9 protein-coding genes are annotated in these 15,812 nt (G+C 68.5%); 7 read left to right on the plus strand and 2 right to left on the minus strand.

All coding sequences use genetic code 11. The features are described from left to right. Positions 1-3 precede the first annotated feature (3 nt). The 4 genes from NMI01S_RS07895 (at position 4) to NMI01S_RS07910 (ending at position 10,515) form a co-directional block, all read left to right on the plus strand. On the plus strand, positions 4-3,978 hold the full coding sequence (locus NMI01S_RS07895; RefSeq protein WP_084512671.1) for an ABC transporter ATP-binding protein: 3,975 nt from the start codon (positions 4-6) through the stop codon (positions 3,976-3,978). 150 nt (positions 3,979-4,128) lie between these two features. After that, positions 4,129-8,001 (plus strand): multifunctional oxoglutarate decarboxylase/oxoglutarate dehydrogenase thiamine pyrophosphate-binding subunit/dihydrolipoyllysine-residue succinyltransferase subunit, encoded by a 3,873-nt coding sequence (locus tag NMI01S_RS07900; RefSeq protein ID WP_084512674.1) that lies wholly within the window; start codon positions 4,129-4,131, stop codon positions 7,999-8,001. Positions 8,002-8,235: 234 nt separating this feature from the next. Further along, positions 8,236-8,934: a PadR family transcriptional regulator gene (locus NMI01S_RS07905; RefSeq protein WP_062995320.1), complete on the plus strand. Its 699-nt coding sequence runs from the start codon at positions 8,236-8,238 to the stop codon at positions 8,932-8,934. Positions 8,935-9,027: 93 nt separating this feature from the next. After that, positions 9,028-10,515 carry a DHA2 family efflux MFS transporter permease subunit gene (locus NMI01S_RS07910; protein ID WP_062995321.1) on the plus strand — a complete coding sequence of 496 codons (1,488 nt, stop codon included), beginning with the start codon at positions 9,028-9,030 and terminating at the stop codon, positions 10,513-10,515. 120 nt (positions 10,516-10,635) lie between these two features. Here NMI01S_RS07910 and NMI01S_RS07915 read toward each other — a convergent pair whose 3' ends face one another. Continuing rightward, positions 10,636-12,432: a molybdopterin-dependent oxidoreductase gene (locus NMI01S_RS07915; RefSeq protein WP_062995604.1), complete on the minus strand. Its 1,797-nt coding sequence runs from the start codon at positions 12,430-12,432 to the stop codon at positions 10,636-10,638. 214 nt (positions 12,433-12,646) lie between these two features. Here NMI01S_RS07915 and NMI01S_RS07920 point away from each other — a divergent pair, with 214 nt between their 5' ends. Continuing rightward, a complete protein-coding gene (locus NMI01S_RS07920; protein ID WP_245716761.1) occupies positions 12,647-13,912 on the plus strand; it encodes a S1C family serine protease in 1,266 nt (421 codons plus the stop codon). 78 nt (positions 13,913-13,990) lie between these two features. On the opposite strand, the gene NMI01S_RS07925 is transcribed toward NMI01S_RS07920, so the two are convergent. Continuing rightward, complete coding sequence (locus NMI01S_RS07925) at positions 13,991-14,491, minus strand: winged helix-turn-helix transcriptional regulator (protein WP_062995322.1); 501 nt, start codon at positions 14,489-14,491, stop codon at positions 13,991-13,993. Between the two features lie 119 nt (positions 14,492-14,610). Here NMI01S_RS07925 and NMI01S_RS07930 point away from each other — a divergent pair, with 119 nt between their 5' ends. Continuing rightward, on the plus strand, positions 14,611-15,312 hold the full coding sequence (locus NMI01S_RS07930; protein ID WP_062995323.1) for an SDR family oxidoreductase: 702 nt from the start codon (positions 14,611-14,613) through the stop codon (positions 15,310-15,312). 38 nt (positions 15,313-15,350) lie between these two features. Further along, positions 15,351-15,776: a tautomerase family protein gene (locus NMI01S_RS07935; protein WP_062995324.1), complete on the plus strand. Its 426-nt coding sequence runs from the start codon at positions 15,351-15,353 to the stop codon at positions 15,774-15,776. The last annotated feature ends 36 nt before the right edge of the window (positions 15,777-15,812 follow it).

The following is a 15,812-nucleotide window of genomic DNA, read 5'->3' on the forward strand; positions in this document are numbered from 1 at the left end:
GACATGAACGACACCCAAACCCTCGACTCCGGATCCGGCCGCGACGCCGGCGCGACACCCTCCCGTGAGCTGTCCGCGCGCGGTGCCGGCCACAGCGGCTGGCTGCGGCGGCTCTGGACCGCCTGCCGGGGCCATCCGCGGGTCCTGACCGGCGTCATTGCGGCGGTGGTCGCGGGGGCCGGCGCGGAGGCCGCGGTGCCGCTCGCCGCCAAGGCCGCGTTGGACCACGCTCGGCTGGGCGAGGTCGGGGCGCTCGCGCCGATCGCCGGGATACTGGTCGCCCTGGCGGTGGCCCGATTCGCGGCGACCTACGGGCGGCGCTGGCTCGCGGGACGGCTGGCGCTGGACGTACAACACGAGGTGCGGGTCGACCTGCTCACCGCGCTGCACCGCTACGACGGGCCGCGACAGGACCGGTTGCGCACGGGCCAGGTGGTATCGCGATCGATCAGCGATCTGCAATTGGTGCAGGGACTGCTCGCGATGGCGCCGCTGTCGGCTGCGTCGCTGCTGATCTTCGCCTTCGCCGCGGTGGCCATGCTCGTGCTGTCGCCGCCTCTGGCCCTGGTGTCACTGCTGACCGTGCCGGTGCTGGCGCTGGTGGTGTACCGGGTGCGACCGCGGCTGCACGCCGCCACCTGGTCGGCGCAGCAGCGCGCGGCCGATCTCGCCCAGCACGTCGAGGAGACCGTCACCGGCGTCCGGGTGGTGAAGGGCTTCGGCCAGGAATCGCGGATGGTACGGATTCTGGAGGAGCACGGGCGGCGGCTCTACGCCCACCGGATGCGCGCGGCCCGCATCGATTCCCGGTTCGCGCCGACGGTGTCGGCGATTCCGCAGGCGGGGCTGGTGATCGTGATCGCACTCGGCGGCACACTGGCACTGCATGCGGTGATCGGCGTCGGCACCTTCCTGGCCTTCGCGACCTACGTGACCATGATGGCGTCGAGCACCCGCATTCTGTCGAACGTCCTGGTCATGGCACAGCTGACCCGGGCCGCGGCCGAACGCGTCTATCAGGTGATCGACGAGGCGCCGGAGAACATCGACCCACCCGATCCGCAACCGCTGCCGGAGGGGCCGCTCGGCCTGCACATCCGGGGCCTCACCTTCGGATTCGAAGCGGATCGCCCGGTACTGCACGAACTCGATCTCACCGTGCGTCCCGGCGAGACGGTGGCGGTCATCGGCCCGGCCGGCTCCGGGAAATCGACGCTGACACTGCTGTTGCCGCGCTTCCACACGCCGGAGGCGGGACGGATCAGTCTCTTCGGGGCCGGAGCGGACCAGGATCCGGAGACCGCCGGAATCGATATCGCGCGAGTACGGGCCGCCGACCTGCGCGCGGCGATCGGCGTCGTCTTCGACGAGCCGTTCCTGTTCTCCGACACCGTCTCCGCCAATATCGCGCTCGGCAAACCGGATGCCGATCCCGAGGAGATCCGCGCCGCCGCGCGGATGGCCGCGGCCGATGAATTCATCCGCGCACTGCCGGACGGCTACGACACCGTCGTGGGCGAGCGCGGTCTCACGCTCTCGGGCGGGCAGCGGCAACGCCTGGCCCTGGCGCGCGCCTTGCTCGCCGACCCGCGCATCCTCGTCCTCGACGACGCCACCTCCGCGGTGGACGCCGTCACCGAGGCCGCGATCTTCGACGCACTGCCCGCCCACGGCCGCACCACACTGATCCTCGCGCATCGCGAATCGACCCTGGCCCACGCGGATCGCGTCGTCCGCCTGCCCGCGCCGAGCGGACGTACGGCGGATCGGAGCGACAACGCCGCGGTCGAACCCGGCGACGTGGTCGAGCCCGGCCCTCGGGCGTCGGCCGCCTCGGACCGCACCGAATACGCCTCGGCCCACGCCGACGGCGCCATCGTCGCGCCCGGTATCGAGCTGCCGGCCCACGACGGCGTGGGTCCCTCCGGCCCGCCCCGGGCCACACCTGTTTCGACGGCGGACGCCATCGGCACACAGCACCCGGGCGAGCCTGCGCATCCCGCCGCGACGCCGCATTCCGAAGACGTTGTCGCCGTGGCTGATTCGGACCCGGAACCGGATGCGCCGCCCGAGATGCGGGCCGCCCTGGCGAGACTGGCTCCGGCCACCGAACTACCGGGACTCGACGATCGCGAGCTGGAACAGCCGGACCCGAAATTCCGGCTGGTGCGGTTGCTGCGGCCGGTGCGCTGGCTGCTGGCGGCCGTGATCGCGCTGCTGGCCGTGGACGCGGCCATCTCGGTGGCGTTCCCGGCGCTCACCCGATTCGCGCTCGACGACGGCGTCGGACAGCATCGCGGCGCCGTGCTGGCGGTCGCGGCCCTCGCGGGGGTGGGGTTGGTGCTCCTGAGCTGGGTGGACGAGGTACTGGGAACTCGGCTCTCGGCCCGCGGCGGCGAGCGGGTGCTGTACGGGCTGCGGGTGCGCAGCTACGCCCACCTGCAACGACTCGGCCTGGACTACTACGAGCGCGAACTGTCCGGCCGGATCATGACGCGGATGACGACCGATATCGACGCGCTGTCGACATTCCTGCAGACCGGGCTGAGCACAGCCCTCATCAGCCTGGTCACGGTCGTGGGCATCGTGATCGCACTCCTGGTGATCGATGCCGCCCTGGCCGTGGTGGTGTTCGTGGCGCTGCCGCCGCTGATCGTGGCGACGTTGTTCTTCCGCCGCGTCTCGGCGTCGGCGTATTCGGCCTCGCGCGAACGGGTGGCCACCGTCAACGCCGACTTCCAGGAGAACGTCGCGGGCCTGCGCGCGACCCAGGCCTACCGCCACGAGGCCGAGGCCGCCCGCCGGTTCACCGGCTACTCCGATCGATACCGCCGGGCGCGCTTGCGGGCCCAGCGCGCCATCGCGCTGTATTTCGCGTTCGTGCTGGCCTGGGCGGATCTGGCGCAGGCGGCGGTGGTGTATCTGGGCGCCCGCGAGGTCGCACACGGCACCACGACCGCCGGCACCCTGGTCGCCTTCGTGCTCTACCTGAGCCTGCTGTTCGGGCCGATCACCCAGCTCTCCCAAGTCTTCGACGGCTACCAGCAGGCCCGGGTCGGATTGCGGCGCATCGAAACTCTCCTGCACACCCCGTCCTCGATCGCCCCCGATCCGGCCGATGCGGTCGAGATCGAGGGCGGGCTGCGCGGTGAGGTGCGCTTCGACGGCGTCACCTTCCGCTACCCCGATGCCAGAACACCTGCGCTGGAAGATGTTTCCCTGCACATTCCGGCCGGCTCGACGCTCGCGCTGGTGGGTGAGACCGGGGCGGGCAAATCGACGGTGGTCAAACTGCTGGCGCGCCTCTACGACCTTCCTCGCTCGCATCCGAACGCGGACGGGGCCGCCGCGGCCCACCCCGGGTCCATCCGCGTGGACGAGATCGATATCCGGGATTACCGGCTCGCGCAGTTCCGTGGCCGGCTCGGCGTGGTCCCTCAGGAAGCTCACCTGTTCACCGGCGACGTCGCCGGCAACATTGCATTCGGGAAACCTTGTGCCACATCGGCCGATATCGCCCGGGCCGCCGCGGCGGTCGGCGCGCTCGAGATGATCGAGACACTGCCGCGGGGTATGGCCCAGCCGATCGGTGAGGGCGGGCGCGGGCTCTCGGCCGGTCAGCGCCAGCTGATCGCGCTGGCGCGTGCGGAACTGGTCGATCCGGATCTGCTGTTGCTCGACGAGGCCACCGCGGTCCTGGATCCGGCCAACGAGGAGAAGGTGCTGGTAGCGAGCAGATCGCTGGCACGGGGACGCACCACGGTGATCGTGGCGCACCGTTTGGCGACCGCCGCGCGCGCCGATCGGATCGCGGTCGTCGCACACGGGCGGATCGTGGAATTCGGCGCGCACGCGCATTTACTGGCGGAGCGCGGAATCTATAACCGACTCTGGGAGGCAGCCGATTCCGACGAAGGAATATTCTCGACACGGGACGAGTCGTCACCTATGAGGCTGGGTCTGTCCGGGGGTCGTTAACCGGACAGTGGCGCGACGGTGCGCCTACGCATGGCCGCGCTGGGGCACGCTGTCACGGCTGGGCCTATCCTCAGAAAGGGCGCATCGGCGCACATCGTGCCGATCGACCCGTGCCGGGCACGTCACAAACGTCGCAGCGCGAAGAACGAAATGAGGCGAACACCTGCTGTGAGCAGCTCAACATCCCAGTTCGGACAGAACCAGTGGCTCGTCGACGAGATGTACCAGAAGTACAAGCAAGATCCGTCGTCGGTCGATGAGAGCTGGCATGAGTTCCTCGCCGACTACACACCGGAATCGCCGGGTGAGACAGGTAACAGCAGTCCCGCCGCGTCCGCGCCGACCGCCGCCCCCAGCGCGCCGGCCACTCCGGCTCCGGCCAACTCGAACGCATCCAACGCCGCGCCGAGGACCGCCCCCACCCCGGCGCCCGCCCCGGCTCCGGCGCCCGCGGCTCCTGCCGCCTCGGCTCCTGCCGCCTCGGCTCCGGCCGCGCCGAAGGCCACCGCCGCCGCGTCGGCCGCCGCCGCTCCGCCGCAGGCTCGCGGCAGCAAGCCGCAGGCCAGCACCACCCCGGCGCCGACCTCCAACGCCGCCCCCACCAAGACCGCTCCGGCCGAAACGGCCGCCGACGAGTCGAAGGTGCTGCGCGGCCCGGCCGCGGCGATCGTCAAGAACATGTCGTCGTCGCTGACCATCCCGACCGCGACCAGCGTGCGTGCCATTCCGGCGAAGTTGATGATCGACAACCGTCTGGTCATCAACAACCATCTGGCCCGTACCCGCGGTGGCAAGATCTCGTTCACCCATCTGCTCGGCTACGCGATCGTCCAGGCGGTCAAGGCGTTCCCGAACATGAACCGCCACTTCGCCGAGGTCGACGGCAAGCCGAACTCGGTCACTCCCGCGCACACCAACCTCGGCCTGGCGATCGACCTGCCGGGCAAGGACGGCAGCCGCACCCTGGTCGTCGCGGCGATCAAGAACACCGAGACGATGTCGTTCGCGCAGTTCCACAGCGCCTACGAGGACATCGTGCGCCGGGCGCGCGACGGCAAGCTCACCACCGAGGACTTCACCGGCGTCACCATCTCGCTGACCAACCCGGGCACCATCGGCACCAACCACTCGGTGCCGCGGCTGATGCCCGGCCAGGGCGCGATCATCGGCGCGGGCGCCATGGAGTACCCGGCCGAATTCCAGGGCATGAGCGATCAGCAGCTCGCCGAGATCGGTATCGGCAAGCTGATGACGCTGACCTCCACCTACGACCACCGCATCATCCAGGGCGCGGAGTCGGGTGATTTCCTGCGCACCATCCACAACCTGCTGATCTCCGACGAATTCTTCGACGAGATCTTCCACGGCATGGGCGTGCCCTACGAGCCGGTCCGCTGGCGCAAGGACATCAAAGAGCGCGGCGTCGACAAGAGCGTGCGGGTCCAGGAGCTGATCGCGGCGTATCGCAGTCGCGGCCACCTGATGGCCGACACCGATCCGCTGCGGCTGGTGAAGGACAAGTTCCGCAGCCACCCCGACCTCGACGTCACCCAGCACGGGCTGACCCTGTGGGACCTCGACCGCGAATTCAACGTCGCGGGCTTCCACGGTCAGGAGCGGATGAAGCTGCGCGATGTGCTCTCGGTGCTGCGCGACGCGTACTGCCGGCACGTCGGCGTGGAGTACACCCACATCCTGGAAACCGAACAGCTGCAATGGATTCAGGACCGGGTCGAGCAGAAGCACGAGAAGCCGACCGTCGCCCAGCAGAAGTACATCCTGTCGCGCCTGAACGCGGCCGAGGCGTTCGAGACCTTCCTGCAGACCAAGTACGTCGGCCAGAAGCGCTTCTCGCTGGAGGGCGCCGAGTCGACCATCCCGATGATGGACGCCGTCATCGACCAGTGCGCCGAGCACGGGCTGGACGAGGTCGTCATCGGCATGCCGCATCGCGGCCGCCTGAACGTGCTGGCCAATATCGTCGGCAAGCCGTACTCGCAGATCTTCACCGAGTTCGAGGGCAACATGAACCCGGCCGCCACCCACGGCTCGGGCGATGTGAAGTACCACCTCGGCGCGCACGGCACCTACATCCAGATGTTCGGCGACAACGACATCGAGGTCTCGCTGACGGCCAACCCGTCGCACCTCGAGGCCGTCGACCCGGTGCTGGAAGGCCTGGTCCGCGCCAAGCAGGATCTGCTCACCAAGGAAGACCTGGTCACCAAGGGCGAGGAGGCGCGCACCTTCTCGGTCGTGCCGCTGATGCTGCACGGTGACGCGGCCTTCGCCGGCCAGGGTGTGGTCGCCGAGACGCTGAACATGTCCGGGCTGCGCGGCTACCGCGTCGGCGGCACCGTGCACATCGTGGTGAACAACCAGATCGGCTTCACCACCGCACCGGAGAACAGCCGCTCCACCGAGTACTCGACCGATATCGCCAAGTCGATCGGCGCGCCGATCTTCCACGTCAACGGCGACGATCCCGAGGCCTGCACCTGGGTGGCGCGCCTGGCGACCGACTTCCGCGAGAAGTTCCACAAGGACGTGGTCATCGACCTCATCTGCTACCGCCGTCGCGGCCACAACGAGGGCGACGACCCGTCGATGACCCAGCCGTACATGTACGACGTCATCGACACCAAGCGCAGCGTCCGCAAGTCCTACACCGAGGCTCTGATCGGCCGTGGCGACATCTCGATGAAAGAGGCCGAGGACGCCCTGCGCGACTACCAGGGTCAGCTGGAGCGGGTGTTCAACGAGGTCCGCGAGCTGGAGAAGTATCCGCCGGAGCCGAGCGAATCGGTCGAGGAGGAGCAGACCGTGCCGGGCACCGTGGTCACCGCCGTGGACAAGTCCGTGCTGCAGCGCATCGGTGACGCCTTCCTCGGCGTGCCGGACGGTTTCAGCGTGCACCCGCGCGTCAAACCGGTGCTGGAACGCCGTCGCGAGATGGCCTACGAGGGCAAGATCGACTGGGCCTTCGCCGAGTTGCTCGCCTTCGGCACCTTGATCGACGAGGGCCGCGCGGTGCGCTTGACCGGTCAGGACTCCCGGCGCGGCACGTTCACCCAGCGGCATTCGGTGATCATCGACCGCAAGTCCGGTGCGGAGTACACCCCGCTGCACAACATCGGCAGCGAGAATCCGGGCTGGTTCGCGGTGCACGACTCGGCGCTGAGCGAGTTCGCGGCCGTCGGTTTCGAATACGGCTACTCGCTGGGCAACCCGGACGCGCTGGTCCTGTGGGAGGCGCAGTTCGGTGACTTCGTCAACGGCGCGCAGTCGATCATCGACGAGTTCATCTCCTCCGGTGAGGCCAAGTGGGGTCAGCTGTCGGAGGTCGTGCTGCTGCTGCCGCACGGTCACGAGGGTCAGGGTCCCGACCACACCTCCGGCCGCATCGAGCGGTTCCTGCAGCTGTGCGCCGAGGGTTCGATGACGGTGGCGGTGCCCTCCACTCCGTCGAACTACTTCCACCTGCTGCGCCGGCACGCGCTCGACGGCATCCGCCGTCCGCTGATCGTCTTCACTCCGAAGTCGATGCTGCGCAACAAGGCCGTCGTCTCCAACGTCGAGGACTTCACCGACGCGAAGTTCCGCTCGGTGCTCGAGGAGCCGACCTACGAGAGCGGCGACGGCGACCGGTCGAAGGTCAAGCGGATCCTGCTGACCAGCGGCAAGCTCTACTACGAGCTGGTCGCCGAGAAGGCCAAGAAGAACCGTGACGACGTCGCGATCGTGCGCATCGAACAGCTGTACCCGATCCCGTCCTACCGGCTCAACGAAAAGCTGGCGACCTACCCCAACGCCACGGATCTGGCGTGGGTCCAGGAGGAGCCGGCCAACCAGGGCGCCTGGCCGTTCTTCGGCTTGAACCTGCCGGAGATCCTGCCGGACCGGTTCAACAAGCTGCGCCGCATCTCCCGCCGTGCCATGTCGGCCCCGTCCTCGGGTTCGTCCAAGGTGCACGCGGTGGAGCAGCAGGAGATCGTGGACGAGGCGTTCGCCCCCACCGAATAGGTCGTATCGCCCGGACGCCGGGCCGGATCGCTCTGCCGAGCGGTTCGGTCCGGCGTTCGTCGTTTCCGGCGCCGCACTCGTGTCACATCCGGGCGCGCTCGATCGTCGTTATGAGTGGAACCACCTTGTGCCGACTCACTTCCACGTCGTATATTCGGCGTGGAATATTTGAGACGGAACATGTCGGGCCGTCCGCGTAGTGTGCGGCGGCAGTGACGAAGGGAGTCGAGACCGATGTCCAAGCAGCCGGGTGCCACGTTGACGCCATTGGCGATCTCGGTACTGGCGCTGCTGGAAGAAGACCGCATGCATCCGTACGAGATGTATCAACTGCTGCTCAAACGCCGGAAGGACAATCTGCTCAAGATTCGCCCCGGCTCGCTCTATCACACGGTGACCCGGCTGGCCGAACAAGGACTCGTCCAGGCGGAGGGTACCGAGCGTTCGGGCAACCGGCCGGAACGCACCACCTACTGCATCACCGAAGCGGGGACCGCGGCGCTGCGTACCCGGATCGCCGATATCGTCCGCAGGCCGATTCGTGAGTATCCGATCTTTCCCATCGGCCTGGCCGAAGCACACAATCTTCCGGTCGACGAGGTGATCGCCCTGATCACCGAGCGTATCGGCTGGCTGGACAACGACATCACCGAACTCGACGCCATCCGGGAATGGGCGCGCTCTCGCGAGGTACCCCGGCGGTACTGGATGGTCATCGACTATCTGGTGGGGCTGGCGCGGCACGAAGCAACGTGGCTGCGCGGTCTCATCGAGGAGTTGCGCGACGGTTCGCTGCCGTGGCTGGAATTCGACGAGGGCGGAACCCGTTGCCCCGAAAAGACCGGCGACCTCGGCCACGACTGGGGTGCGGCGCTGACCGACGACGTACTCGCCGAGCTGCGGAAAGGTGGTGCGACCACTGCCGAGCACTGACCGGGCGCGGGCATGCGGCGCGCCCCGAGACCTTCATACGAACCACCCATCGGTCGTCGCCGTCGATCGATGCCGTCAACAGGAACGAAATCTATGACATCGCAAAGAAATCCGTGGCTGGCGCTCACCGCGCTGGTCGTCGGGTTCTTCATGATCCTGCTGGATATGACCATCGTCGCGGTGGCCAATCCGGCGATCATGCAGGATCTGCATACCGACATCAACAAAGTCATCTGGGTGACCAGCGCCTATCTGCTCACCTACGCGGTGCCGCTGCTGGTCACCGGCCGCCTCGGTGACCGTTTCGGCCCGAAGAACATCTACCTGGCCGGTCTCGCGGTCTTCACCCTGGCCTCGCTGTGGTGCGCGGTATCGGCCGATGTGGAGATGCTGATCGCGGCTCGTGCGGTGCAGGGCCTGGGCGCGGCGTTGATGACGCCGCAGACCATGGCCGTCATCACCCGCACCTTCCCGCCGGACAAGCGCGGCGCGGCGATGGGGCTGTGGGGCGGCGTCGCCGGCCTCGCGACACTGGTCGGCCCGATCCTCGGCGGCGTGCTGGTCGACTGGCAGGGCTGGAACTGGATCTTCTACATCAACGTGCCGATCGGCGTGGCGGCGTTCGCGCTGGCGGTGTGGCTGGTTCCGAACCTGGAGACCCACCAGCACAAGTTCGACTTCGTGGGCGTGGCGCTCAGCGGTGTCGGCATGTTCCTGCTGGTCTTCGGCATTCAGGAGGGCAACACCCGGGACTGGGATGCCTGGATCTGGACGATGATCATCGCCGGACTGGTGGTGCTGGGCCTGTTCGTGGTGAACCAGGCCCGCAACAAGGACGAGCCGCTGGTTCCGCTGAGCCTGTTCCGCGACCGCAACTTCTCGATGTCGAGCGTCGCGATCGCCGCGATGGGCGCCGCGGTCACCTCGCTGATGGTGCCGGCGTACTTCTACCTGGAGGCCGTGCGCGAATACACCCCGACCCGCGCCGCGCTGGTCTTCGCGCCGATGGCGATCGTCACCGGTCTGACCGCGCCGTTCATCGGCAAGATCTCCGACCGGATGCCGCCGCGCATTCTGCCCACCCTCGGATTCGGGGTGTTCGCCCTGACCGTCTTCGGCTTCGCGGCACTGATGAAGCCGGACAGCTCGATCGTGCTGTTCCTGGTGGTCGCGGCCGTCGCCGGTCTGTCGAACTCCTGCATCTGGGCGCCGCTGGCGTCGACCGCCACCCGCAACCTGCCGATCCACCAGGCCGGCGCCGGCGCGGGTGTCTACAACACCACCCGCCAGGTCGGTTCGGTGCTCGGTAGCGCCGCGATCAGCGCGCTGGTCTCGGCCCGCATGTCCGCGCAGGGTCTGGGCAGCGGACAGTTCGGCGAGGGCGGCGGCACCGGAATGGGCCATATCCCCGAGCAGATCATCGACAAGTTCAGTACGGCCCTGGGGCAGGCGATGATCCTGCCCGGCGCGATCCTGCTGATCGGTGTGGTGGCTTCGGCCCTGTTCGTCGGCAGTTCGGCGAAGAAGCAGCAGGAGGCCGAGGCGGGTTCCGAACCGGAGAAGGCCGGCATCCCCGGCTGAACCGGCGTACGGAAGTTCGCTTCGTCCGACGAGGCCCGCGCGGAATCCATGCCGCGCGGGCCTCGTCGCATCAGGTCCGTCTTGCGGAATGTCGCGTCCCGGGTCTCCGCTGTGGCAGGTCTATCCGACGCGGATCGTCCGGGACGGATAACCGCTCGCCCCGTCCGGGATGACGTCGGCGACCTCCGCGGTCTGCACCGTGCCGGTGCCGTCGGTGGCACGGGCGCGGACGGTATGCGTGCCCGCCGAGGCGTCCCAGTCGTAGCTCCATTGCCGCCACGTGTCGACGGACGGTTCGGCGGCCAGGCGGGCGGGTTGCCACGGGCCGTTGTCGATCTGGACCTCGACGGCGTCGATGCCGCGGTGTTGCGCCCAGGCCACACCGGCGATCGTCACCTTCCCGGCCCGGACGGCGCCGCGCGGGGTGTCGATGCGGGTGCCGGTTTTGATCGGACCGCGTTCGGACCAGCCGCGCCGCGTCCAATAGGCCTGGGCGCGATCGAATCTCGTGATCTCGAGTCCGGTGACCCACTTGGTGGCCGAGACGTAACCGTAGAGGCCGGGCACGACCAGCCGGGCCGGATATCCGTGTTCGACGGGCAGCGGCTCACCGTTCATGCCGACCGCCAGCAGCGCGTCGCGCCCATCGGTGAGCGCGGCGAGCGGGCTTCCGGCGGTGAAGCCGTCGGCACTGCGGGACAGGACCATATCGGCGTCGGGATGCGGACCGGCCTCGGCGATCAACTCGTCGAGCCGATAGCCCAGCCAGCTCGCGTTGCCGATCAGATCGCCGCCGACCGGATTCGATACGCAGGTCAAGGTCACCAAGCGCTCCACCGACGGCCTGCGTGCCAGATCCGCGTAGTCGAGCCGGATTTCGCGGTCCACCATGCCGTGGATACGCAGCGACCAGGTTTCCTTGCTGACCTGCGGAACGGTCAGCGCGGTATCGATCCGGTAGAAGTCGGAATTCGAGGTGAGATACGACGCCAGTCCCGGTACTCGCAGGTCCGCGGCCGGATCCACCGGGGGCACAGGCACATTCGGCGGCGGCAACCGCACCGCCGCGCGTTCCCCCGCCACACTGCGCGCGCTCGCCCCGAGTACGCGCCCGGCGATTCCGGCGGCCACCGCCAGTACGCCCACCCCGACGATCCCCCGCATCACGCGCCGCCGATCGACCTGCGCCACATCGGGTTTCACCGCGCGCGGCCAGGCGGCTCCGCGCGCACTCAGGCGGGCGTCGTCTCCCTCGAAGGGCGCCGGAAGCTTGCGCTCACCGCCCGCCGGGTCTTGCGCACCCGTTTCCGCACCGGCCCCGGCACCCCTGCCCGCACCAGCACCGCCACCCGAGCCGGCCCCGGCTGCTCCACGCTCGATCCGAATTTCCGCCGCGTGGTCCGGGTCCTCTTGCGCCGCAGAGGCTTTCGCCGGATCGGGCGCCGCGGGTCCTCCGCCGGCTCCACCCCGCGCCATCGCCGGCGCACCGGCCGCCTCGTGTCGCCGAATCAACCACCGCAGCGACACGATTGCCAGCGCCACCCCCACGACCGACGGCAACGCCCAGGTCCAGTTGGCGGCCGGGCGTTCGAGCGCAGCCCACGCCGCCCCGATCCCGAACAGTCCGAGTACCGCCGACCCGATCGGCCGCGCGGTTCGCTCGAGCACCCCGGCGAGCGCCGCGACGATCAGCGCCACCACGCCCATCAGCAGGTACAGCATCATCTTGTCGTCGGTACCGAAGGTGTCGATCGCCCATTCCCGCACCCCGTCGGGCGTGTGGTCGACCACCATCGCCCCGATCGCCGCCAGGGGCGCGCTCCCCGCTCCCACCGGCACCGACACCAACTCGGCCACGCCCAGTGCCAGCCCCGCGGACACGATTCCGCAGGCCGCGCGCAGTCCCGTTCCGGCCATATCCGCGAGCGTACTGCGGATTCCCCCCGGTGAACCCGCCCGAACGAACGCATCGACCACAGCGTCACAGTTTCGTCAGAACTTGAAGCCGGACGTGATCCGGCCGATGTCGGCGGTTCCACGGCAAGCACCCAGCCCCTTCTCAGGAATCGCGCGCTTAATTGAGAGAGGATCCGAATGCGTCGGGGCCCGGGTCCGAGCCGACACACGGGATGTGACCGAACAGGACGTGATGAGCGTGTATCCGAACGAGGGCAATCGGCCGCACCAGCCCGGACCGTACGAACCACGGTCGGAGGCGTACGGCCCGCACGGGTATCCGGGTCAGCCGCCCTACCCGGGGCAGTACCCCGACCCGCAGCAGTATCCGCCGCGAGGACGCGCGCCACGGCACGGCCTGACCTTCGGAATGCTGGCGGCCCTGGTCGCGGTGGTGGCGCTCGCGATCGCCCTGGTCGGATCCCGCATCGATGCGCACGGCCCCAGCCAGGCGGCCCCCTTCGGCCACGGCCAGGGTTCGGTGGTGCAGCCGGTCGATTCGCAACCGCAGTCCACGGCCCTGGAGCAGGCGGCGAACGCGGTGGTGCCGGGCATCGTCGTGATCAATACCGAACTCGGCATACAGAACGGGGCGGGCGCCGGAACCGGCATCGTGCTCGGCTCCGACGGCACGATCCTCACCAACAACCACGTCGTGGAAGGCGCGACCGACATCTCGGTCACCGATCTCGGCAACGGCCGCACCTACAGCGGCGGCGTGGCCGGATTCGACCGGCAGGACGATCTGGCGGTGGTGAAGTTGCAGGGTGCCTCCGGGTTGCAGACGGCGCCGCTCGGCGATTCGGAGCAGGTGAAGGTCGGCGATGCCATCGTCGGTGTCGGCAACGCGGGCGGCACCGGCTCCCCGGCCGCCGCCGCCGGACGCGTCACCGCACTGGACCGTTCCATCACCGCCAGTGACGAATCGGCCGGCGCCGCCGAGCAGTTGACCGGCCTCATCCAGGTGGCCGCGAACATCCAGCCGGGTGATTCGGGTGGCCCGTTGATCAACACCTCCGGCCAGGTGGTCGGCGTGAACACCGCCGCGTCCCAGGGTTTCCAGCTCGGCGCGAGCGGTGGTCAGGGCTTCGCGATTCCGATCGACAAGGCGAAGACGATCGCCGCGCAGATCCAGGCGGGTAAGAGTTCGGACCGCGTGCACATCGGCGATTCCGCGTTCCTCGGTATCACGATGAGCGATGCCAACGGGTCCGGCGCACTGGTCCGCAATATCGTGAGCGGCGGTCCGGCACAGGCCGCGGGGTTGGCCCCGGGCGATATGATCACCGGCCTGGACGGTCACAGCATCGATTCGGCGACCACGATGACCAATTCGATGGATCAGCATCACCCGGGCGATACGGTCACCCTCACCTGGGTCGACCGTTCCGGACAGAGCGAATCCGGTCGAGCGTCGCTCGCCCGGGGCCCGGTGGGCTGACCCGACGCCGACGACATCCGGCCCCGCCGACATCGCAGCGAGGATGCGGCGGGGTTCGCGTATCGGCCGACAGCCCTCTCAGTCCGCGGCCGGCGAAGGTCGCTTCCGCCCCGAGGAGTGCAGTCGGATTTCGATCTCCTCGGCCTTCTTGTCCGGTATGGGCTCGGGCGTGACCCGCACCCCCACCACCGCTCCGGATTCCCGGTCGACGAACGACAGCGGCGGCTTCCCGCCCTGCAGATATTTGTCGCCCCACTGCATCAGCGACAGGAATACCGGCAGCAGGTCCTCGCCGGCCGCGGTCAGGCGGTATTCCGCGCGTTCGCGCCGGCCGGGTTCCCGATACGGCACCCGTTCCACGATGCCCGCCGATTCGAGCTGTTTGAGCGCTCGCGACACCGCCGGCGCCGAGGTGCCGATCCGTGTCGTGAAGTCCTCGAATCGTGTTGTGCCGTAGAAGCATTCGCGGACGACGAGGAATACCGTCCGGGTGCTGAGCAACTCGAGCACCCGCCCGGCCGAACATCGGTCACCGATCGACCAGGCGTCCCGGTCGCTCAGCCGGGGCTCGAACATCATCGACACGATCCCATGTTACCTAACGCTTGCGTTACCCAGCCAGCTGTGCTGTCATCTAACTAACGAGATCGTTACCCAGAGGGCGGGCTGTCGCCCCGGACGATCCGAAAGGACGAGAGATGGCCGGAATCGAAGGCGCGGTCGCATTGGTGACCGGTGGGCAACGAGGGCTCGGCAAGGCCTTCACCGACGAGCTGCTCAGGCGCGGCGCGGCCAAGGTCTACACCACCGCCCGCGCCCCGAAGGCCGCCGGCGACGCACGCATCGAGCCCCTCGCCCTGGACGTCACCGACGCCGATTCGGTTGCCGCCGCGGCACGTCGGGCCCGCGACGTCGAGATCGTCGTCAACAATGCCGGCGTTCTCCTCCCGGCGCCGCTGCTCACCGCCGATATGGCCGATATCGTCACCACGTTCGACACCAACGTCTTCGGCCCGCTGCGGGTGGCCCAGGCGTTCGCGCCGATTCTGGCGGACAACGGCGGCGGCGTGCTGATCGACATCCATTCGGTGCTGTCGTGGGCCGCGGGTGCGGCGGCCTACGGTGCCTCCAAGGCGGCACTCTGGTCGCTGACCAATTCGCTGCGGCTGGAGCTGGCCGCACAGCGCACGCAGGTGGTGGGCGTCCATCTGGGATTCGCGGATACCGAGATGGTGCGGCGTTTGCCGGGCGACAAGATCGCGCCGAACGTGGTGGCCGAGGCCGTCTTCGACGGCGTGCTACGCGGCGATTCCGAAGTGCTGGTCGACGACGTCACACGCGGCGTGAAGGCGGCGCTGTCCGGCCCCGTCGAAGGGCTCGCGCTGACCCTTCCCCGCTGAATCCGTTCTCGCACATCATCTTTCGAAGGGAATCACCGATGCCACTGTGGCATGTCAACCACCCCGCCGGCACCTATTCCGACGCCGACAAACAGAATTTCGCCCGGGATATCACCGCACTGTACGCCTCCTTCGGCTTGCCGGAGTTCTACGTCGTCGTCCTGTTCCGGGAGATCGAGGAGACGTCCTTCTTCGTCGGCGGGAAACCGTCGAACAACACCGTGCGAATCGTCGTGGAACATCTCGCCCGCCATCTGGACGACCCGCAGATGCGCAAGCGGTCGACGCAGCGGCTCAACTCGATCATGGAGCCCTACACCGGCGCGCGTGGATTGCACTGGGAATTCCACACCTACGAATCCCCGCGTGATCTGTGGATGATCGACGGACTGTTCCCACCGGACGCCGGCAGCGAGGCCGAGAAGGCGTGGGCGCGCGCCAACGAACCCCTTCCCTACAGCTAGCTCCCCACAACCGACGCCGCCCCGCCGCGGACGATG

It is taken from the genome of Nocardia mikamii NBRC 108933, assembly GCF_001613505.1.
Lineage (GTDB): Bacteria > Actinomycetota > Actinomycetes > Mycobacteriales > Mycobacteriaceae > Nocardia > Nocardia mikamii.

What these genes read in the sequence shown, in the direction of transcription:
- NMI01S_RS07905 (WP_062995320.1), top strand. Translation starts at nt 8,236, where the DNA reads ATGTCCAAGCAGCCGGGTGCCACGTTGACGCCATTGGCGATCTCGGTA.
- NMI01S_RS07910 (WP_062995321.1), top strand. Translation starts at nt 9,028, where the DNA reads ATGACATCGCAAAGAAATCCGTGGCTGGCGCTCACCGCGCTGGTCGTC.
- NMI01S_RS07895 (WP_084512671.1), top strand. Translation starts at nt 4, where the DNA reads ATGAACGACACCCAAACCCTCGACTCCGGATCCGGCCGCGACGCCGGC.
- NMI01S_RS07900 (WP_084512674.1), top strand. Translation starts at nt 4,129, where the DNA reads ATGAGGCGAACACCTGCTGTGAGCAGCTCAACATCCCAGTTCGGACAG.
- NMI01S_RS07925 (WP_062995322.1), bottom strand. Translation starts at nt 14,491, where the DNA reads ATGATGTTCGAGCCCCGGCTGAGCGACCGGGACGCCTGGTCGATCGGT.
- NMI01S_RS07915 (WP_062995604.1), bottom strand. Translation starts at nt 12,432, where the DNA reads ATGGCCGGAACGGGACTGCGCGCGGCCTGCGGAATCGTGTCCGCGGGG.
- NMI01S_RS07930 (WP_062995323.1), top strand. Translation starts at nt 14,611, where the DNA reads ATGGCCGGAATCGAAGGCGCGGTCGCATTGGTGACCGGTGGGCAACGA.
- NMI01S_RS07935 (WP_062995324.1), top strand. Translation starts at nt 15,351, where the DNA reads ATGCCACTGTGGCATGTCAACCACCCCGCCGGCACCTATTCCGACGCC.